This is a genomic window from Streptomyces sp. NPDC015532 (genome assembly GCF_043078065.1).
Lineage (GTDB): Bacteria > Actinomycetota > Actinomycetes > Streptomycetales > Streptomycetaceae > Streptomyces.
The window spans coordinates 859,592-878,964 of sequence record NZ_JBIBSY010000001.1 but is presented as its reverse complement, the minus strand read 5'-3'; the positions used below and the strand labels follow the sequence as shown (position 1 = coordinate 878,964).

The 19,373-nt window shown below is 72.3% G+C and carries 15 protein-coding genes; 9 read left to right on the top strand and 6 right to left on the bottom strand.

The features are described from left to right. Nucleotides 1–17 precede the first annotated feature (17 nt). The gene (locus ACF07B_RS03685; protein WP_369485948.1) at nucleotides 18–752 is read right to left on the bottom strand and encodes a bifunctional DNA primase/polymerase; all 735 of its coding nucleotides are present in this window, start codon (nucleotides 750–752) and stop codon (nucleotides 18–20) included. A gap of 411 nt (nucleotides 753–1,163) precedes the next feature. Between ACF07B_RS03685 and ddaH the strand changes: the two genes are divergently transcribed. Further along, nucleotides 1,164–1,988 (top strand): dimethylargininase, encoded by an 825-nt coding sequence (ddaH, locus tag ACF07B_RS03680; RefSeq protein WP_392177618.1) that lies wholly within the window; start codon nucleotides 1,164–1,166, stop codon nucleotides 1,986–1,988. On the opposite strand, the gene ACF07B_RS03675 is transcribed toward ddaH, so the two are convergent. Genes ACF07B_RS03675 through ACF07B_RS03665 form a run of 3 tightly spaced genes read right to left on the bottom strand, consistent with a single transcriptional unit; the run spans nucleotide 1,985 to nucleotide 5,508 of the window. Next, nucleotides 1,985–2,980: a small ribosomal subunit Rsm22 family protein gene (locus tag ACF07B_RS03675; RefSeq protein WP_392177617.1), complete on the bottom strand. Its 996-nt coding sequence runs from the start codon at nucleotides 2,978–2,980 to the stop codon at nucleotides 1,985–1,987. The two genes, ddaH and ACF07B_RS03675, sit on opposite strands and share 4 nt — an antisense overlap. A 12-nt stretch (nucleotides 2,981–2,992) precedes the next feature. Then, a complete protein-coding gene (locus ACF07B_RS03670; RefSeq protein ID WP_392177616.1) occupies nucleotides 2,993–4,174 on the bottom strand; it encodes a serine hydrolase domain-containing protein in 1,182 nt (393 codons plus the stop codon). Next, nucleotides 4,120–5,508 (bottom strand): multidrug effflux MFS transporter, encoded by a 1,389-nt coding sequence (locus ACF07B_RS03665; RefSeq protein ID WP_392177615.1) that lies wholly within the window; start codon nucleotides 5,506–5,508, stop codon nucleotides 4,120–4,122. Before ACF07B_RS03665 ends, ACF07B_RS03670 begins: the two co-directional genes overlap by 55 nt. Nucleotides 5,509–5,588: 80 nt before the next feature. Here ACF07B_RS03665 and ACF07B_RS03660 point away from each other — a divergent pair, with 80 nt between their 5' ends. After that, nucleotides 5,589–6,605: a Gfo/Idh/MocA family protein gene (locus tag ACF07B_RS03660; RefSeq protein WP_392177614.1), complete on the top strand. Its 1,017-nt coding sequence runs from the start codon at nucleotides 5,589–5,591 to the stop codon at nucleotides 6,603–6,605. Nucleotides 6,606–6,929: 324 nt separating this feature from the next. On the opposite strand, the gene ACF07B_RS03655 is transcribed toward ACF07B_RS03660, so the two are convergent. Beyond that, nucleotides 6,930–8,114: a D-alanyl-D-alanine carboxypeptidase family protein gene (locus ACF07B_RS03655; RefSeq protein WP_392177613.1), complete on the bottom strand. Its 1,185-nt coding sequence runs from the start codon at nucleotides 8,112–8,114 to the stop codon at nucleotides 6,930–6,932. 406 nt (nucleotides 8,115–8,520) lie between these two features. On the opposite strand from ACF07B_RS03655, the gene ACF07B_RS03650 reads away from it, so the two are divergent. Together ACF07B_RS03650 and ACF07B_RS03645 are read left to right on the top strand one after the other, a co-directional pair. Further along, nucleotides 8,521–9,981 carry an ABC transporter permease gene (locus ACF07B_RS03650; RefSeq protein ID WP_392177612.1) on the top strand — a complete coding sequence of 487 codons (1,461 nt, stop codon included), beginning with the start codon at nucleotides 8,521–8,523 and terminating at the stop codon, nucleotides 9,979–9,981. 91 nt (nucleotides 9,982–10,072) lie between these two features. After that, on the top strand, nucleotides 10,073–10,867 hold the full coding sequence (locus ACF07B_RS03645) for an ABC transporter ATP-binding protein (RefSeq protein ID WP_392177611.1): 795 nt from the start codon (nucleotides 10,073–10,075) through the stop codon (nucleotides 10,865–10,867). Between the two features lie 98 nt (nucleotides 10,868–10,965). Here the strand turns inward: ACF07B_RS03645 and ACF07B_RS03640 are convergent, their stop codons facing one another. After that, on the bottom strand, nucleotides 10,966–11,292 hold the full coding sequence (locus ACF07B_RS03640; RefSeq protein ID WP_369484542.1) for a nuclear transport factor 2 family protein: 327 nt from the start codon (nucleotides 11,290–11,292) through the stop codon (nucleotides 10,966–10,968). A 132-nt stretch (nucleotides 11,293–11,424) separates the two neighbouring features. On the opposite strand from ACF07B_RS03640, the gene ACF07B_RS03635 reads away from it, so the two are divergent. The 5 genes from ACF07B_RS03635 (at nucleotide 11,425) to ACF07B_RS03615 (ending at nucleotide 19,372) form a co-directional block, all read left to right on the top strand. Beyond that, nucleotides 11,425–11,970 carry a DoxX family protein gene (locus ACF07B_RS03635; RefSeq protein WP_392177610.1) on the top strand — a complete coding sequence of 182 codons (546 nt, stop codon included), beginning with the start codon at nucleotides 11,425–11,427 and terminating at the stop codon, nucleotides 11,968–11,970. A gap of 346 nt (nucleotides 11,971–12,316) precedes the next feature. After that, on the top strand, nucleotides 12,317–13,348 hold the full coding sequence (locus ACF07B_RS03630) for a hypothetical protein (RefSeq protein WP_392177609.1): 1,032 nt from the start codon (nucleotides 12,317–12,319) through the stop codon (nucleotides 13,346–13,348). A gap of 1 nt (nucleotide 13,349) precedes the next feature. Further along, on the top strand, nucleotides 13,350–15,392 hold the full coding sequence (locus ACF07B_RS03625) for a caspase family protein (RefSeq protein ID WP_392177608.1): 2,043 nt from the start codon (nucleotides 13,350–13,352) through the stop codon (nucleotides 15,390–15,392). Nucleotides 15,393–15,426: 34 nt separating this feature from the next. Next, nucleotides 15,427–16,539, top strand: a complete 1,113-nt coding sequence (locus ACF07B_RS03620) for an AAA family ATPase (RefSeq protein ID WP_392177607.1) — start codon at nucleotides 15,427–15,429, stop codon at nucleotides 16,537–16,539. A 4-nt stretch (nucleotides 16,540–16,543) separates the two neighbouring features. Beyond that, on the top strand, nucleotides 16,544–19,372 hold the full coding sequence (locus tag ACF07B_RS03615; RefSeq protein WP_392177606.1) for an SAV_2336 N-terminal domain-related protein: 2,829 nt from the start codon (nucleotides 16,544–16,546) through the stop codon (nucleotides 19,370–19,372). The last annotated feature ends 1 nt before the right edge of the window (nucleotide 19,373 follow it).

The following is a 19,373-nucleotide window of genomic DNA, read 5'->3' as shown; positions in this document are numbered from 1 at the left end:
CGCCGCCCGCTCGGGGCTCAGCCCCCGTGCGGCCAGGCGGCGAGCTGGTCCGCGCCGTTCTCCCCGGCGTAGCGGGCGCATTCGTCGGTCAGGATCTCCAGGAGCGTGAGCGGGTCCGGCAGCGGATGCTCGGGGCCGCGCACCCAGTCGACGCTCAGACCTCCGGGGAGCTGGGCGGGCGGCACGAGGACGTACGAGCCGCGGCAGTGCCAGCGGAAGCCGGGGTGTTCGTCCATCGTCTCGGGGTGGCAGTCCAGCTCGCAGGGCCACCACTCGTCCTCGTCCTCGGGCGTACCGCGGGTGAGGGTGAAGAACAGCATGCGGCCGTCGCCGGTCTCCGCGACGGGTCCGACGTCGATGTCCGAGGCGAGCAGGCGCTCCAGCGCCTCGCGACCGGCGTCCAGCGGCACGTCCAGGACGTCGTGCACCATGCCGGTCGCGGTGATGAAGTTCGCCTTCGGCTGGTGCCGGGCCCAGCGCTCGATCTGCGCACGGTCGGTGGTCGACTGCGTCTGCCAGGCGAAGGAGACGGGATGGCGCGCGGGGGTGGGGCAGCCGACGCGGTCGCAGGAACAGCGGTAGCCGGCGGGGTGGGCGGCCTGCGCGAGCGGCAGTCCCGCGGCGGCGGCGGCGAGCAGCAGGGCCTCACGCGCGTCGGCGGATGTCTCCGCCGGGGCTTTGGGCCGGCGTCCGCGCAGCCACTTCGAGATCCTGCTCCGCGTACCGGAGCGGTGACCGAACTCTGCGCTCATCTATCCCCTCGCCTCGCCGTCGTGCGAATCGTCCTCGCCCCATGGTCCCACCATCCTGCGCTCCGGGTGGCCGGAGCCGACAACCGGGGTAGGTGGGGCGATGCGTTCGCCAGACCCTGATCAGGTGTTATTACGTGATTAGTGCTGATTTCCCGGGCACCGGGCGGCTGGCCGGTCCGTGCGGGGTGTAGTCGACCGACACGCCCGCGTAGTCGCACCGAGACCGACGCCACTCGGACGGGACGGCGGCGCGGGGGCCCGGTGACTCGGGGGCTTGGTGACGCGGGAGGCGGCGGTTCGCGCGCGGTGGGGCGGATCGGGGGAACACCACCCGCACGCCTCCCGCTCCCGGGGCGGGGCGCACCGCACCATGAGCAACAACTGCCCCTGCGGTTGCGTAAGGAGCCTTCCTTGCACCCTCTTCGCCGCGCCACGCCCCGGCGCTACCTCATGTGCCCACCGGTGCACTTCGACGTCACGTACGCGATCAATCCGTGGATGAACCCGGCCAAGCCGGTCGACGTGCCGCTCGCCCTCGCCCAGTGGGAGGACCTCCGGGACCGCTACCGCTCCCTCGGCCACTCGGTCGAGGAACTCGACCCCCGCCCGGGTCTGCCGGACATGGTCTTCGCGGCGAACGGCGCGACGGTCGTGGACGGGCGGGTGCTGGGTGCCCGGTTCGCGTACCCGCAGCGCGAGGCCGAGGCCGCGGCGCATCTGGAGTGGTTCCGCGCCCGCTGGTCCGGGCGGATCCGTGAACCGGAGCACGTCAACGAGGGAGAGGGCGACTTCGTCGTCACGGGGTCGTACCTGCTCGCGGGCCGGGGCTTTCGCGCGAGCCCGCTCTCGCACGGGGAGGCACAGGAGTTCTTCGGCCGCCCGGTGATCGGCCTGGACCTGGTCGACCCGCGCTACTACCACCTGGACACGGCCCTCGCCGTCCTGGACGACGGCACCGACGAGATCATGTACTACCCGCCGGCCTTCTCCCCCGGCAGCCGCGAGGTCCTGCGCCGGCTGTTCCCGGACGCGCTGACCGCCACACCGGAGGACGCCGCCGCGCTGGGCCTCAACGCGGTCTCGGACGGACTGCACGTGCTGCTGCCGCAGGAGGCGGCGGGCCTCTTCGACCCGCTCCGGGACCGCGGATTCGTTCCCGTCGGCGTCGATCTCGGCGAGCTCCTCAAGGGCGGCGGAAGCGTGAAGTGCTGCACCCAGGAACTGCGGGCCGCCTAGGGGGCGTCCCCGGGCGGTGGCCAGGCGTCGCCCCACTCGGCGTCGCGGGCCGCCTTGTACAGCGGTCCGTGGCGCTTGGTCACCGTCTCCCGGCGCAGTGCCTCGTCCGGCTCGCACAGGTCGAGCAGGACCTGCCCCTTGCGGATCTGCGGCTTGCGCACGACGCGCGAGGGCGCCGGGGCGGGCTCGAAGCGGGTCGCGGCGACGTAGCTGAACTTCTCGTCCTCGTACGCCAGGGAGCCGCCCTTGACCTGGCGGTGCAGGGAGGAACGGGCGACCCGCGCGGAGAAGTGGCACCAGTCCTGGCCCGGGACGATGGGGCAGGCCGCGCTGTGCGGGCAGGGGGCGGCGACGTGGAAGCCGGCGCCGATCAGGCGCTCGCGCGCGGCGAGGACCCGGGTGTAGCCACCGGGGGTGCCGGGTTCGATGATCACGACGGCCCGGGCGGCGCTCGCGGCCGCGTCCACCACGGAGGCGCGGTCGCCCTCGGTGAGTTCGCCGAGGACGTACGAGACCGTGACGAGATCAGTGCTCTCGATGGTGAGCGCCGCTCCGATACGAGAGCGCTGCCATGCGGCGTCTTCCAGTTCCGGGTTGGCGGCGGCGATCTCCTGGCCGAGCGCGAGGGCCGGCTCGGCCCAGTCGAGCACGGTCACCGGACGGACGCCGTCCCAGGTCTCGTTCACCGCCCAGGTGGCCGCGCCGGTGCCGCCGCCGACGTCCACATGACTCTCCGGCACCCAGCCGGGCACCGCGTCCGCGAACGCCTCCAGCGCCGCGCACACCGCCTCGAACGTCGCGGGCATCCGGTACGCGGCGTACGCGGCCACGTCCGAGCGGTCCCGCAGGATGGGCGTGTGGGTCGGGGTCGTCCCCCGGTAGTTCGCGATCAGCCGCTCGACCGCCTGCGCGGCGGCCTTCGGCGGCAGACCGTCGAGCAGTCCGGCGAGGGCGCCGCGCAGGGTGTCGGCGGGGGATACGGGGGCGTTCACGGCCCGATTCTCTCAGGTGCCCCGCACCGCCCGCCGCAGCCGTGTCGCGGCCGCCGCCCGGGGCGCGTTGTCCGCCGGGCGGCGCCGGGGGTGCACCGTGTTGGCGAGCAGGACCAGGAACGTGTCCGTCGCCGGGTCCAGGACCAGGGAGGTGCCGGTGAACCCGGTGTGGCCGGCCGCGCCGCGGCCCGCGAGGGTGCCCATGAACCAGGGCTGGTCGAGGGCGAATCCGAGGCCGGGCGGGGTGAGGAGGAGTTCGACGAAGTCGGGGCCGAGGATGCGGGCGGGGCCGTACGAACCGCCCGCGAGCAGGGTGCGGCAGAAGACGGCCAGATCGCGCGCCGTGGAGAACAGGCCGGCGTGCCCGGCCACCCCGCCGAGCGCCCACGCGTTCTCGTCGTGCACGACACCCCGCAGCATGCCCCGGTCCGCCTTGGCCCACGGCCGCCGCTGGTCCTCCGTGGCCGCCGCGCCGGGACAGGGTCCGAAACCGGTGGCGTTCATCCCGAGCGGACGGGTGATGCCGTCCCGGACGAGGACGTCGAGCCCCCGGCCGGTGACGCGTTCCAGGACGAACTGGAGGAGGAGCAGGTTGATGTCGGAGTACCGGTACTCGCCCGGCCTCGACGAGGGGGCCTCGGCCCGCAGCAGCGCCAGCCGGGCCGTGTCGTCCGGGCAGTCGTACAGCGGGAGCTCGGGGCGCAGCCCGGAGGTGTGGGTGAGCAGCTGCCGTACGGTGAGGCCGTGCTCGCGGGCCGCGCGGAACTCCGGCAGGTACGCGCCGACGCGCGCCTCGATGCCCAGCGTGCCGCGCTCCAGCTGCTGCACGGCGGCGACCGCCGTGAACAGCTTGGTGAGGGAGGCCAGGTCGAAGGGCGTGTGCACGGTCATCGGCACCCGCGCGTGCGGCGGCAGCTCGACCCCGGTGTCCTTGTCCTCGTCGTGGGCCGCGTAGCGCACCGCCCAGCCCGCCGCCTCCTCGACGGCGATGACCGGGCCCCGTCCCGCGACCACCACGACGCCCGCCGCCCAGGGGTCGTCCCCACGGGTGAGGGCACGGACCTCGTGGACGAGCCGACGCAGTTCACCGGCGTCGAGTCCGGCGCGTTCCGGCGTGCCGTTCCGCAGTCTTGGTGCGCTCAGTTCTCCGCCCCTGTTCCGTTCGCAGTGCGTCCCGTCCGCCGGGGACGGCACAGTCCCACGAAGCAGCCGACGGCCACCAGCGCGGCCACCAGCTGGACAACGGCCATCGGGACGGCGGTGTGCTCCCCGGCGACGCCGACGAGCGGTGAGGCGACCGCGCCGACGAGGAAGGAGGAGGTGCCGAGCAGTGCGGAGGCGGAACCGGCCGTGTGCCGTACGCGCATGAGGGCGAGCGCCTGGGTGTTGGGCAGGGCGAGGCCCATGGCGGACATCAGCACGAACAGCGCGGCGGCGACCGGGGCGAGCCCGACGTGCCCGAAGGCGCCCGAGGACATGAGCAGCAGCGCGGTCGCGGCGAGGACGACGAGGGCGAGGCCGGTGGCGAGGACCTTTTCCAGGGCGACCCGGCCGACGAGCACTTTGCCGTTGATCTGCCCGGCGATCACGAGGCCGACGGAGTTCACGCCGAAGAGCAGGCTGAAGGTCTGCGGGGAGGCGCCGTACAGGTCCTGGATCACGAACGGGGAGGCCGAGATGTAGGCGAAGAGGGCCGCGAAGGTGAAGCCGCCGGTGAGCATGTACCCGGTGAAGGCGCGGTCGGCGAGCAGCCGGCGCATGGCGCGCAGTGCCTCGCCGACGCCGCCGCCGTGCCGGTCCGCGGGTTCGAGGGTCTCTGGCAGTTTCGCCCAGACCAGGGCCGTCAGCGCGATGCCGACGGCGGTGAGGACCACGAACACGCCCCGCCAGTCCGTGAAGCGCAGGATCTGTCCGCCGATGAGCGGCGCGACGACCGGGGCGACGCCGGAGATCAGCATGAGGGTGGAGAAGAAGCGGGCCATCGCCACGCCGTCGTAGAGGTCGCGGACGACCGCGCGGGCGATCACTATCCCGGCCGCGCCGGCGAGCCCCTGGACGAGCCGGAAGGCGACGAGGAGGCCGATGCCGGGCGCGAGGGCGCACAGGGCGGTGGCGAGGACGTAGACGGCGAGGCCGGCGAGCAGCGGGCGCCGGCGGCCCCACCTGTCGCTCATGGGTCCGACGACGAGCTGCCCGAACGCCATGCCCGCGAGGCACGCGGTGAGCGTGAGCTGCACGGTGGCGGCCGGAGCGTGCAGGGAGCCGGTGACCTCCGGCAGCGAGGGGAGGTACATGTCCATCGCGAGCGGGGGTGTGGCGGTGAGCCCGCCGAGGACGAGGGTGACGAGGAGTCCGGTGCGGCGCGGACCGCCGGGTCCCGCGGGCGGTCGCGCCGGTGCGCCGGAGTCGGCTCCGGCGGCCGGCGGTGACGCCTCGGCGACCGCCGGCGCGGTGCCCGCGGTCCCTGCCTCGGGTATATGCCCTCGCGGGCCCTCCTGGTCCCACGCGGTGCGGCCACGCTCGGGCATGTGCCCCCCTCTCCGAAAGATGCGGCCCCTATGCTCTCAGTTCGAGCGGCGAGTTCGGAGTCACGGATCAAGGGGCGGGCATGACGGGCGAGCGTGAACGCGTGCGGTGGGGGATTCTGGCGACCGGCGGGATCGCCGCGGCGTTCACGGCGGATCTGGTGGACATGCCGGACGCCGAGGTGGTGGCCGTCGCCTCGCGGTCCGAGGCCCCGGCGAAGGCGTTCGCGGAACGGTTCGGCATCCCCCGGGCGTACGGGGACTGGGCCTCGCTCGCCGCGGACGAGGACGTCGACGTCGTGTACGTCGCCACACCGCACTCGGCGCACCGGGTGGCCGCGGGGATGTGCCTGGAGGCGGGCCGCCACGTGCTGTGCGAGAAGGCGTTCACGCTGAACGCGCGGGAGGCCGAGGAACTGGTCGCGCTCGCCCGCGGGAGGGACCGCTTCCTGATGGAGGCCATGTGGATGTACTGCAATCCGCTGGTCCGGCGGCTGAAGGCACTGGTCGACGACGGGGTGATCGGTGAAGTGCGCACGGTGCAGGCCGACTTCGGTCTGGCCGGGCCGTTCCCGCCCTCGCACCGGCTGCGCGACCCCGCGCAGGGCGGCGGCGCGCTGCTCGATCTCGGCGTCTATCCGGTGTCGTTCGCGCAGCTGCTGCTCGGAGAGCCCTCGGACATCGTCGCGAGAGCAGTGCTCTCCGACGAGGGCGTCGATCTCCAGACGGGTGCACTGCTCTCCTTCGAGAGCGGTGCTCTGGCTTCGGTGCACTGCTCCATCAACGGTGGCACTCCCGTCGCCGCCTCCGTCACCGGCTCCGCGGGCCGCATCGACATCCCGGGCGGCTTCTTCTTCCCGGAGCACTTCGTCCTGCACCGCGACGGCCGCGAGCCGGAGACCTTCCGCGCCGACTCCGCCTCCGGCCCCCGCAACAGCCTCAAGCACGAGGCCGCCGAGGTGATGCGTGCCCTGCGCGCCGGCGAGACCGAGTCCCCCCTCGTCCCGCTCGACGGCACGCTCGCCGTGATGCGGACGCTCGACACGATCCGCGAGCGCGTCGGCGTCCGCTACCCGGGCGAGACGCAGGCGCAGGCGTAGGAGCGCAGGCGCAGGGGCGGGCGTAAGGGCGGGCGCAGGGGCCGGATCCGCCGGGTCTCACGTACGGCGGGCCCCGGTGGTTCACCAAGAAACGGTCAACGGCTCAACCCTCACATACGGAAGCCGCATCTCCGGACCATATAAGCCGTTGGTGCGCTTATGCTCATCATCTCCCCCATCAGAGCTTCACAGGTGGAGCCCACTGCTTCGGTACGACCACGGTCCACTCCGAGGGGGAGGTGGCAGCCGCTCCGCGGCCCGGGCGGGGGCCTGCCTCGCGCGGGACTGCGAGGCACGCACCGGACCGCGGAGCGGCTGCCCCCGTCATCCGTCCTGACGGCCGCCTTCCGCCTCGGCCGGTTCCCCGGCGGACCGGCGCCGGCGGTTGCGCAGCGCGAACGCGCCGCCCGCGAGGAGTGCCACCGCCGCCCCGGCCCCGCCGATCAGTCCCCACGGCGCGCCGTCCCCCTGCCCGGAGGCGGCCGGAGCCGGAGCGCCCGGCGCGGCCTTCGCCGTCTTGCGCGTGGGCTTCGCGCTCGCCCCGCCCTCGCTGAGCGGATCGACCAGCGTGCCCACCGGCTCGGCCCGCGCGCCCTTGCCGAAACCCCAGTCGAGGAGCTGGGCCGTCTCCTCGTAGACCCCGTTGCCACCGCTCTTGGGGTGCATCACCGTGACGAGCAGGGTCCGTCCGTCGCGGGTCGCCGCGCCGGTGAAGGTGTTGCCGGCATGGCTGGTGTAGCCGTTCTTGACCCCTATCAGGCCCTCGTACGGCTTCATGCCCCACGCGCCCGTCAGCAGGCGGTCGGTGTTCTGGATCTGGAAGGTCTTCTTGCCGCCGGCCGGGAAGTCCGCGGTCCTGGTCGAGCAGTAGCCGCGGAAATCGGCGTCCGCGAGACCGTGCCGGCCGAAGAGCGTCAGGTCGTACGCGGACGACAACTGGCCCTTGTGGTCGAACCCGTCGGGGCTGACCACATGGGTGTCCAGAGCCTGAAGGTCCTTCGCGAGCGCCTGCATCTCGGCGACGGTGGCCTCGATGCCGCCGTTCATGTGGCTGAGCACGTGCACCGCGTCGTTGCCGGAACGCAGGAACACGCCCTGCCACAACTGCTCGACGGTGTACGTGATGCCGGGCTTGACGCCGACGAGGCTGGACCCGGCGGGGACGTCGGCGAGGTCGGCGTCGACCACCTTGTACGTCTCGGCGCGCTCGAACTTCTTCAGCACGGCGTCCGCGAACAGCATCTTCAGGGTGGAGGCGGGCGCGAGACGCCGGTGCGCGTTGTACGAGGCGAGCACCTCGCCGCTGGTGTGGTCGGCGACCAGCCAGGAGCGGGCGGTGAGGTGCTTGGGCAGCCCCGACGCGCCGCTCACCTGTATCCCGGCACGGGCCAGCCTCGCACCGCCGATCGTCGTCGTGGCGTACGCGGTCGTGGCGCTCGCGGCGGTGAGGGGGACGGTGGCCGCGAGGCCCAGAGCGGCACGGCGGGAGAGCCCGGAAGAATCACGCATCCCGGGACCGTACAAAGTCTCTCCGAGCAGCGTGGCAGCGGGGTCACCAAGAGAAGGAACGCCAATTCCCAAGCGAGCGCAAAACCGGGCGCGCGGGAACGGGACCGACCCGCCGGAACCGGCCACCCGCCCACCGGAACGCGCCGCGGCGGGCCCGCCCCTCCGCGCCGCGGAGCCACGCGAAAGAGGTTTCACGGAGCCACGCGAAAGGGGTCTCGCGGAGCCACTCAACAGGGGTTTCCTGGCAAGGAGCCCTTGAAAGGCTGAGAAGGGGCTGTCTGACCCAATATTGATTCCTGGGTCCGGATTCTCAGCCCTCACACATCTCTTACTCAGCCCGGCTCAAAGGTTCCTCCATAGTTTTTGGCCGCGCCCACAGGGGCGCCAAGAACCTTTGAGGAACGGGATGTTTGGCATCTATCTCAAGCGTGAGCTGAGCCGGCGCAAGAAGGCGGCGCTGGTGATCGCCATGGGTCTGGCGCTCGGTATCGCGCTGGTCATCACCGTCAACTCGGTGTCGGCCGGCATGCAGCAGGCCCAGGACAAGGTCCTGAAGTCGCTGTACGGGCTCGGCACGGACATGACGGTCACCAAGGCCCAGGCGGCACCGTCGGGCAGTTCGTCGGGCCGCCCGAAGTTCGACTTCGACGCCAAGTCGGACAGCGGCAAGACACAGAGCTCGGACCGGGTGATGACGCAGGGAGGACAGTCCCTGAAGTCCTCGCTCGTCACCGAGGTCGCCGCGCAGAAGGGTGTGGCGAGCGCGGTGGGCGCGCTGAGCCTGAACGTCACCAAGGTCGACGGCTCCTTCACCCAGGGCAAGGCGAAGTCCACCACCTCGGGCTCCGGCCAGCAGGGCGGACCCGGCGGCCAGAGCGGCGGCGGCACCGGCACACCGCAGGTGCAGGGCGGCGGCGCCTCCTTCGACGTGAACTCCTACTCCGTCGCGGGCGTCGACGTGACCCGGCAGGACCTCGGCCCGCTGGCCACCTCGAAGATCACCACGGGCAGCACGTTCACGGCCGCGCAGACCTCCGCGAAGGTCGCGGTGCTCAGCAAGTCCTACGCCAAGGAGAACAAGTACAAGGTCGGTTCGACCTTCAAGATCTCCGGTACCAAGTACAAGGTCATCGGCATCGCGACGCCCGACAGCAGCGAGTCGGCCACCGACGTCTACGTGCCGCTGAAGCAGGCCCAGACGCTCGGTGACGCCAAGAACAAGGTCACCACGATCTACGTCAAGGCGACCGACTCGAAGCAGATCTCCACGGTCAAGACGACCATCCAGAAGAACATCTCCGGGACGACCGTCACCACCTCCGCCGACCTCGCGGACACCGTCTCCGGCTCGCTGTCCACCGCCTCGAACCTCGCCACGAGCGTCGGCAAGTGGCTGTCCATCGCGGTCCTGGTCGCCGCGTTCCTGGTGGCGGCGCTGCTCACCTCCTCCGCCGTCTCCCGCCGGGTGCGCGAGTTCGGCACCCTGAAGGCGCTCGGCTGGCCCTCCCGCAAGGTCACCCGTCAGGTCGTCGGCGAGTCCATCGTGAACGGTCTGCTCGGCGGCGCCCTCGGTATCGCCCTCGGGCTCGGCGCCGCCTACACGGTCACCGCGATCAGCCCGAAGCTGACGGCGGAGCTCGGCTCCACCGGCGGTGGCGGAATGGGCGGCCCCGGCGGCGGTCCCGGCGGGCCGGCGTCCTCCGCGGCCAAGAACACGGTCGACATCGCCCTGTCCGCGCCGGTCTCGCTGACCACCATCGCGCTCGCCGTGGGCCTGGCCGTCACCGGCGGTCTGATCGCCGGTGCCATGGGCGGCTGGCGCGCCTCCCGGATGCGCCCGGCGGACGCGCTCCGCAGCGTCTCGTAACCCGCCCCCCGGGCCACACCCCTTGAGCCGGGGCGCCGTGTCCACTCCCCCGGGCCGCGGCGCCCCACCCCCTTCATCCTCGGAGAACCTCATGTACAAGCTCACCGGCGTCACCAAGCGCTACACGCGGGGCAAGGAGACGGTCGAGGCCCTGCGCGGCGTCGACCTCACCATCGAGGACGGCGACCAGCTCGTCATCCAGGGCCCCACGGGCGGCGGCAAGTCGACGCTGCTCCAGATGATCGGCGGGCTCGACCGGCCGACCTCCGGCAGCGTCGAGCTGGACGGCGTGGACCTCGCCGCCATCAGCGAGGCCAAGCTGACCCGGCTGCGGGCCGAGAAGATCGGCATCATCTTCCAGTCGTTCAACCTCATCCCGACGCTGACCGCGCAGGAGAACGTCGAGACCGCCCTCGTCCCCCTCGGGGTCAAGCCCGCCGAGCGGCGCGACCGGGCCGCCGAGGCGCTCCGCTCGGTCGGCCTCGGGGAACGGCTCACGCACGTCCCGACCGAGCTGTCCGGCGGTCAGCAGCAGCGGGTGGCCATCGCCCGGGCGCTGGTCAAGAAGCCGAAGGTGCTGCTCGCCGACGAGCCGACCGGCAACCTCGACGAGGGCACCCGCGACGACATCATGGGCCTGCTCGAAGGGCTGTGGCACGAGTACGGGCTGACCTTCGTCATGGTCACCCACGACTCGTCCATCGCCCGCCGCGCACCCCGCCTCGCGACCATCAAGGCGGGGCAGATCAGTCTGACCGAGCAGGGTGCCCGCCGGGCCGTCTCCGAGAGGGCCGGACACCCGGCCCCGCAGCAGCAGTTCACGCCGCAGGGGTACGCGGAGGCGCAGTACGCGCAGGAACCGTACGGGGCCGCCCGGGGCCACTGAGCCCGACGGCGGCCCCGGCCTCCGCGCTCACCCCCACGCCTCGCGCTCCCCGCGCCTCCGGGCCGCTCACCGAACCCCGGTGAACGGCCCGTCGGCGTTCACGCCTGGCCGGTCTCGAAGCGGCTGATCCTGCCGCCGTCGTCGACGGTGAAGCTCCACCTGGTCTTCATCTCGCCCCAGGTGTCGTTGCTGTACCGCACCAGGAGGGAACGGCCCTCGTCGGACTCGTTGTCGACGTCCATGTGGCCGCGCGAGGAGAAGATCTCCCGGTCGCTCCAGTCCCCGAGGTCACGGTCGGAGCCGTCGTCCGACATGGTGGCGTCCGGCGCGAGAAGCGCCTCGAAGGCGTCCCGGTCATGGGCGTTCACCGCGGTGACGAAGGCCCGGACCGCCGGGTCGCTGAGGCGCGTTACCTGAATGGTCATGGGAGTCACCCTCACACCGGCTCCCCGCGCCCGCCACCCGAACGGCGGCGCGCGCCCGCCGGACCCGTTCGATCGGTGCGACGGTGGTCACCCGGGAGAAACCCGTTGCCGCCCTCTGGACTGGGAGTCACCGTGACCTGTATCGACCGGCGTGATCTGGGACTGCTGCTGCTCCGGCTGAGCACGGGCGGGGTCCTGGCCGCGCACGGAGCGCAGAAGCTGTTCGGCTGGTTCGGCGGCGGTGGTATCGAAGGCACCGGGCAGGCCATGGAGGCCATGGGGTACGCGCCGGGGAAGGCGAGCGCCACGGCCGCGGGCCTCGCGGAGGCCGGTGGCGGCACTCTGCTGGCGCTGGGCCTCGCCACCCCCGCGGCCGGCGCGGCGGCGGCCGGAGCGATGGCGGGCGCGGCGGCCGTGCACGTACCGAACGGGTTCTTCGCGCAGAGCGGTGGCTACGAGTACACGGCCTCGCTCGGCCTGGCGGCGGCGGGCCTCGCGGTGACGGGTCCGGGCCGGCTGTCCCTCGACCATCTGATGGGCCACGCGGTGAACCGCGGCTGGATGGTGCCGATCGCGCTGGGTACGACGGCCACGGTCACCGCGGTCGTCGTGGGCGTCCGCAACAAGCGGGTGCGCGCGAAGCGGGAAGGCATGCAGGAAGCCCTGTTCGACGAGTAGGAGTTGATGTCGGCGTCGGCATCATGTCCGATGCGCGCCGATTCCTGATCGGTCTTTGTTCGATCGCGTTTGCCGAATGCTCGCCCTCATGGCTTCGCGGGCAGATTTACCGACCGCGAGCCAAAAGCCTCCCGCGTCACGCTACCGTGGCCTCCGCCGCGGTGTTCTTTGTCGCGGCACGGGGGCTGGGGGGAAAGTGACGACGATTCTGTTTGTCCACGGAACGGGCGTTCGATCGAAGCGCGAAAAGGAAGCACTCGATCGTATCGAAGGCGGTTTTCGCGACGCCCTGCCGGACACGACGGTGGAGACGTGCTCCTGGGGTGACGTCCTGGGCGTCACGTCGATGAGCGAACCCGCGGAGGAAGACGGCGCGGGCGGGTCGACGTCTCCGAACGCCACGCGCCTGACCTGGCCGGACGCGGAGCGGGCCGTGTGGGCCCGGCTCTACGACGACCCCCTGTTCGAGATCCGGCTGGCGGTTCCGGCGGATCCCGGTGACGCGTCCTCCGTCTCCCCGAGGGTTATCGACCTGCTGGTGGCCCGCATACGGAAAATACCCGACGAACCATCGGTCCAGGAATTGGTTCCGGCCGGCGAGGGTCAGGACCATCTGCGTGAGGCCGTGGCCGATGTACTGCGGAACACGGAATTCACGACGGCCCTCCCTTTTCTCGCGGCCAGGAAATCGCACGACCTCGTCGCCCGTTGCCTGACAGCCGTTCATGTCCGGGTCCGCGAGCGGGACGGCGGCACCGTGGTCGTCTCCGCGGCGGAACGCGACCTGCTGTGGCGCCTCTTCGAGAAGTGCCTGGGCTCCGCGCCGCTGGGCCTGGGCGACAGAGCCCGCGCCGCGGCCTGGTCCACGGCGCAGCACATGGCGCGGCCGGTCGTCCGGCGCCATCGCGGCCGGCTTCTCACCCGGGCGACGCCCGCCCTCGGCGACATCCTGCTCTACCAGGCCCGCGGCAAGCCCCTGCGGACCTTCCTGGCGGAGCGGGTCAGGGAGATCGCCGGACCCGTGGCCCTGCTCGGGCACAGCCTCGGCGGAGTCGCGTGCTTCGAGAGCCTGGTGGCCCACGACCTGCCCAACGTACGGCTGCTGGTGACGGTCGGCAGTCAGGTGCCCTACCTCTACGGCCTGGACGCGCTGGCCACCCACCGCCTCGGGGCGCCGCTGCCGGACCACTTCCGGGCCCGGTGGGTCAATGTGGTCGACCAGGAGGATCTCCTGGCCTTCACGGCCGAGGACCACTTCGAAGGCCGGGTCACGGACGTCGGGGTCGACACCCGGGAACCCTTCCCCCGGGCGCACGGCTCGTACTGGACCACCCCGCAGGTCTACGAGGCGGTCCGCGCGGCCGTCGAGGAGTGCTGAGGTGGCGGTACGCGCTCTGGTGGTGTGTCCGGAGACGTACGAGGGCTCATCGCTCCGGGACCTGCCCGGTTCGGCGGTCACCGGCGCCCGCTTCGCCTCCTGGCTGTCGAGCCACGTCGAGGAGCCCTGTTCCGTCACCTTCCTGACCAACGCCGACCGGTTGCCCGACGAACTGGCCGCCGGCGCGGTGTCCCGGGAACGGGCCGAACTCGGCCCGCTGTCGGACCTGTTCCTCCGGCCGGGTTCCCTGGACGAGCTCGGGGAGGAGGACGCCTTCGTCCTCTACTGGCTCGGCCACGGCGCCATCGGCCGGGAGAACGGCCGCCACCGCCTGTACGTGTCCCACAAGGGGTACGTCGAGCTCGAGGACCTGCAGGCCCGTATGTCCGGCCCGGGCAGACCCAGGCGCCTGCTCTTCGTGATCGACGCCTGCCGGGAGGGCGACTCGGGACCCGGCGGTGACACCGGCGGCCAGATGCTGGTCACCGCGGTGGGTGGCGTACCGCACCCGGACTGGAACGGACTCGTGCTCTACGGCGCCCGCCACGGCGAGCAGGCACTCTTCGACGAGCAGGGCGGCGTCTTCACCCGCCGGCTCGTCGAGGCCGTACGGACCCTGCCGCGCGGCGACCGGCTCGACCTCGTCCCCATCGAGCGGACCGCCGTCGAACTCGAGGCGCGCTTCCGGAAGGCCTACGAGCAGGAAGACCCCGACTACGGCCAGATACCCACCCACTACTGGATCTCCCGCCGGGGCCTGATGCTCGTGGACAAGGATTTCCGGCCCGGCGTGGCGGTGACCCCCTTGCAGGCCGAACGGCTGCGCACGCTTCTGAGCGAGGCCCGCCTGACCGCTCAGGAGGAGGGCGAGGTGGGGGACTGGCTGCACACCCACGGCCCCCGCATGCAGGACGACGACCTGCCCCTGCCGGAGCTGGCGGTACGGATGACGCGGCTGCCCCATCGCGCGGACGGCAGCCACTGCATCACCGGGCTCTGTACCGTTCTGGCCCGGATCGGACGCCTGCGGGACGAGATCCACGACTGGTACGGCTCCTGGGCCGCCGACAAGGGGCTGGCTCCCCTGACCGCCGGCAAGGTGCCGGCCACCATGGCCCGGGAACGCGCGCACCACCCGCCGCCCCGGCCGCAGGCCCACCTGGTCATCGACCTGGAGCGGCTGGACGAGATCACCCACGGCAGCGCGGCCGTGTCCGGCCAGGATTCCCTGGAGCCGAGCTACCGCGCCCAGGCGTGGTTCTACACCGGCCCCAGACGCCGCCGGATCAGCGTGCCACAACGGACCTGGCACAAGGACGAGTTCGCCGCCCTCGTCGCGCAGGTCTACGACGAGGCCTATGCCAAGGTGCGCTCCGCGCTGCACAACGCCTGGGTGGAATTCATCGTCGACCGGGACCTGTTCGGCCACCGGTTCGACACGATCCCGAGTTTCACCGTGCCGAGCGGAAGCCCGCCGCTGCTGGGAGACAAGGCCCCGGTGGTGCTGCGCGACCGCTGGCGGCACCGCCGGGGCCCGCAGACGCTGAACTGGGAACGCCTGGGCACACTGCTGGACTCCGTCCCCGCGGCGCGGCTGAACTGGCAGGGCTGCGCCGTGCCGTGCGCACCCGGCGACGAACCGCCCGCGGGCCCGGCCCACGCCACGGACTACGTCTTCACCGCCACCGGAACGACGGACGCGTGTGCCGGGATCGTGCTCTCCCGCCCGTTGGAGGACCGCGCGTCCTCCGACATCGTCGGCACCGCCCTCAACAACGGTGCCGTACTGGCCATCTGGACCGACCGGTCCGCCGTCGACGACTGTGCGCGCGGCGGTGACGGCGGTGCGCTCTGCGACGGCGCGCTGGTGCGGGAGAGCCTGCTCCGGCAGCTCGAGGGCCGCCCCCTGCGCGATGTGCCCGACATCGTCTTCGGCCTGCGCTGCAAAGGGGGCGACGAGGCCGAGGTGTTCCGCGACGTGGTCGTGCTCTTCGACGATCCGCGTCGTTCTCCTTTGGTACGGACCGCGGTGGCCATGCCGTGACCGGGCGACGGCCGGCGAGCAGAAGGGAAGAGCGATGACGGAAGGCCCGAGCGCCTCTGCGGAGGCCCCCGACTGGTGGGTCTACCGCGGACATTGGGGCACACCCCGCGACACGGCGTCCGCGGCGCCCGCCATTCCGGAGCCCCCGCCCTGGCGTTCCTTCGGCCTGTCCACGCTGGTGCCCGCCGCCGACGAGGCACGGCTGCGGCAGCGGGATCCGGACGACATCACGCTTCCCGTGCCGCCGCCCGGAACCGAGGGCGAGCGGTCCTGGGACGACCGGGTCGCGGTCTCCTACCGCGGCGACCGCGAGGTCCACGATCTGGTGAACGCGGCCATCCAGCTGCGCCGTCCCCTGCTGGTCACCGGTCCGCCCGGCACCGGGAAGACCACCCTGGCCTCCTCCGTGGCCCGGGAACTCGGTCTGGGGCCGGTGCTGAGGTGGGGCATCACCAGCCGCTCGACCCTGCGCGAGGGGCTCTACGACTACGACGTGCTGGGCCGCCTGCACGACATGAACCTGCGCAACGGCTCGGCCCTGAACCGCAGGGGAGTCAAGCTCAAGGGCGAGCACGAGAACATCGGGCAGTACATCAGGCTCGGCGCGCTGGGAGACGCCCTCTTGCCCAGGCGCAGGCCCCGGGTCCTGCTGATCGACGAGATCGACAAGAGCGACGTGGACCTGCCCAACGACCTCCTGCACGTCTTCGAGACGGGGGGCTACGAGATCCCCGAGCTGCGCCGGATCGCCGACTCCCCCGTCCGGGTGCTCAGCTGGGACGGGAACGACCGGGCGCCCGTGCACAACGGGCGGGTGCAGTGCGCGCAGTTCCCCATCGTCATCCTCACCAGCAACGGTGACCGGGAGTTCTCGCCGGCCTTCCGCCGCCGCTGTCTGTTCCTGGTCCTGAGGCGCCCCGAGGGGGACCGGCTCCACGAGATCCTCCGGGCCCATGTGCCGGAGATGCGGGACCTGTCCCAGGTCGAGGACGTCCTCAAGCGCTACGACCGGCTGACCACCGACGGCCGTCAGCTCTCGCCCGACCAGCTGATCAACGCCGTACGCCTGAGGCTCACGGCCCAGTTGGGACCGGAGGACATGGAGACCATCGCGAACGCGGTGTTCCACCCGCTCTCCGGGGCGTGACGCGATGGGCCCCGAGTTCGCGAGGGTGCTGCTGGACTGCGATGCCGGAATCGGCCTGGAGGAGATCCTCGACATCGGCTGGCTGGCCGCACGGCTGCCCACGGTGAACCCGGCCCCGGGCGGTGACCGTCCGGACGAGGGAGGGAGTTCCGCGGCCCTCGGCGCCGACGGCCCGGGCGGACGCGAACGGCCGGCTCCCGAAGATCCGGTGGTCACCGGCGGCGGCCCTCTCCCGGTGCCGTGCGTCCCCGCGCTCGACGACATGGGGGTGTGGCCGCGGGCCGCCGAACCCGTGATCGCCGAGATGGGCGGCGTCTCCAGCCGTGTCGTGGCGCCGCTGCCCGCTCAGTGGCTGCCCCGTCGTACGGAGCTGGGCATCGCCCTGCGCCCGCTGCGCCGTACCAGTCCCTCGCCCGTACGGACAGTGGTGGACGAGGAGTTGACCGCGCAGTGGGCGGCGGCGACCGGCATGGTCGTCCCCATGGTCACGGCCGCCGAGGAGCCGCACTACGACCTCGCGCTGGTGTGTGACACCGCGCCCTCCATGAAGCTGTGGGCGCCGCTGATGCGCGAGATGGGCAGGGCCGCCGCCCGGTTCGGTGCCTTCCGGTCGGTCACCGTGCGCCGGCTGGACTCCGACACCGCCCTGACCACGCCGACGTCCGCCGGTGGCGGCCGCGCCGGTCTGCGCACGCTCCTGGCGCCCGGGAGCAGGCGCGTGACGGCGTTCGTCACCGACGGTGTCGGCCGGGGCTGGCACGACGGGCGACTGGCCGCGCAGGTCCATCTGCTGGCGGCGTACGGGCCGGTGGTGATCGTCCATCTCCTCCCCCGCCACCTGTGGGGACGGACGGGTGTCGCCCCGCTGCCGGTCTCCTTCCACCCGCAGGCGGACGGGTCCGGGACCGGATGGTGCGCTCCGGCCCAGCGTTTCAGCCCGGCGGGCTGGTCGCTGCGAGACCTGTGGCCGTCGGGCCGTCCGCCCGGCGGCGGACGGCCGCACGCCGTCCCGGTGGTGCCGCTGGAGCCGGACTCCCTCAACCGATGGGCCACGTTCGTGACCGGGTCCCGTACCCGTTCGGTGTCCGCGCCGGCCTGGGTGGTGACGTCCGGGCCGGCGGACGGGCACGGCGCCCCCGTTCCCGTTCAGGACACCGTGCCGGAACACCCCGTCGACGAGGACGAGTTGCTCGACGACTTCGACGCCACCGCCACCCCGAGGGCCCGGCGGCTGCTGCGCAGTCTGGCCGCGGTGCCCCTGAACCTGTCGACCATGTGGCTCACGCACATGGTCACCAGCCAGTGGCGCAGGGAGCCCTACGACCCGGCTCCGCTGGCCGAGGTCTTCTTCAGCGGTCTGCTGCGGCCCAGGACCGTACAGGACGGCGGCGCATGGCAGGACGCGGATCCGGCCTACGAGTTCGTCGGGGACACGCGGCAGACGCTGCTGGAGGGCATGGACCGGGTCGAGGCGGTGCGGACCTTCCAGACGGTCTCCGCGTACGTGTCCACGACGATGGGCCGCGCCGCGCTCGCCTTTCCCGCGCTGCTGGCCTCGCCGCGCGACGTCCGGTTCGTCGGCCAGATCGATCCGGAGACCCGTCCGTTCGCGGAGATCGCGGCACGGATCCTGCGGGGGCTCGGACCGGCCTACGGCGAAGCCGTACGCCGTATCGAGGCGGCCGTCGCCGGATTCTCCGAGGGCGCCGGCCCGTCCGTCGCGCCGCCCACCGACGACGACGCGGCCCCGGTGTCCTCCGCTCCCCCGGATCCGGCTCCCGCTCCCCCCGGGCCCGCTCCCCGGCCCCCGGCCGTCGCCACCCCGCTCCCGCTGCGGCCGCTCGTCGCGGTGGCTCCCCTCACCGTCGCCGTGAAGGACCCGGTGCCGTCCGAGGAACCGCGGCACCGGGCCGTGAAGCCGTCCGAGGAACCACGGCACCGGGCCGCGCGGCAGCCGAGACGCACGATCGCCGTCCTCGGCGCGGCCAACAGCGGCAAGACCACGTTCCTCGCCGCGGCCTCGCTCGCCGCCACGACGGCACGGCCGCGGCTGGGCCGCTGGAACGTCGTCGCCGAGAGCGAACAGGCCGAGAACTTCCTGGTCCAGCAGACCAACGCCTTGGCGGTGGTGCGCCGTTTCCCCGAGGCGACGATGGGCCCGACGGCGTTCTCGTACGTCTTCCGCGCCGAGGTGACGAACGGACGGCGTGTCGAGCGGGTGGACTTCGCGCTGAACTTCTGCGACGTCGGAGGCGGCGAGTTCCGGCGGGAGAACTACGGCCGGAACCATGTCCTCGACGCGCACCTGGGACGCGCCGGGCATCTGGTGATCCTGCTCGACCCGCTGAGCCACGGCGGTCAGGCCGGCTTGCTGATTCCCCATCTTCAGCGGCTGGCGCAGGAGTTCCACGAGAGCGGCCGGCTGCTGAAGGGGCGGCTGCCGCACCATGTCGCCTTCTGTGTGACGAAGTTCGACGACCCGGCCGTCTTCCAGGACGCACGGCGCGGCAACTGGGTCGGCCAGACCTCGCAGGGCGACCCGTGTGTGCCCGCCGCCGACGCCGAGGACTACATCGCCTGGCTGAGCCGGAGTTCGGCGGATGTGGCCGAGGCCCGGACCCTGGTGCTGGAGAGCTTCCTGGCCCAACGGGTGTCGTGGTACGCGGTCTCGGCGATCGGTTTCCACCGCACCCGCGACGGGTTCCTCAATCTGGACGACTGCTCGAACCAGACGTACGACGAGAACGGCCTGAGGGCGCTGCGGGGCCCGGCCCGGCCACTGAACGTACTGGAGCCCCTGATCGCGCTGGGGCGGGCGTCGGGAGACATCTGAC

What these genes read in the sequence shown, in the direction of transcription:
- ACF07B_RS03685 (WP_369485948.1), bottom strand. Translation starts at nt 752, where the DNA reads ATGAGCGCAGAGTTCGGTCACCGCTCCGGTACGCGGAGCAGGATCTCG.
- ACF07B_RS03665 (WP_392177615.1), bottom strand. Translation starts at nt 5,508, where the DNA reads ATGCCCGAGCGTGGCCGCACCGCGTGGGACCAGGAGGGCCCGCGAGGG.
- ACF07B_RS03660 (WP_392177614.1), top strand. Translation starts at nt 5,589, where the DNA reads ATGACGGGCGAGCGTGAACGCGTGCGGTGGGGGATTCTGGCGACCGGC.
- ACF07B_RS03655 (WP_392177613.1), bottom strand. Translation starts at nt 8,114, where the DNA reads ATGCGTGATTCTTCCGGGCTCTCCCGCCGTGCCGCTCTGGGCCTCGCG.
- ACF07B_RS03650 (WP_392177612.1), top strand. Translation starts at nt 8,521, where the DNA reads ATGTTTGGCATCTATCTCAAGCGTGAGCTGAGCCGGCGCAAGAAGGCG.
- ACF07B_RS03645 (WP_392177611.1), top strand. Translation starts at nt 10,073, where the DNA reads ATGTACAAGCTCACCGGCGTCACCAAGCGCTACACGCGGGGCAAGGAG.
- ACF07B_RS03640 (WP_369484542.1), bottom strand. Translation starts at nt 11,292, where the DNA reads ATGACCATTCAGGTAACGCGCCTCAGCGACCCGGCGGTCCGGGCCTTC.
- ACF07B_RS03630 (WP_392177609.1), top strand. Translation starts at nt 12,317, where the DNA reads ATGAGCGAACCCGCGGAGGAAGACGGCGCGGGCGGGTCGACGTCTCCG.
- ACF07B_RS03620 (WP_392177607.1), top strand. Translation starts at nt 15,427, where the DNA reads ATGACGGAAGGCCCGAGCGCCTCTGCGGAGGCCCCCGACTGGTGGGTC.
- ACF07B_RS03615 (WP_392177606.1), top strand. Translation starts at nt 16,544, where the DNA reads ATGGGCCCCGAGTTCGCGAGGGTGCTGCTGGACTGCGATGCCGGAATC.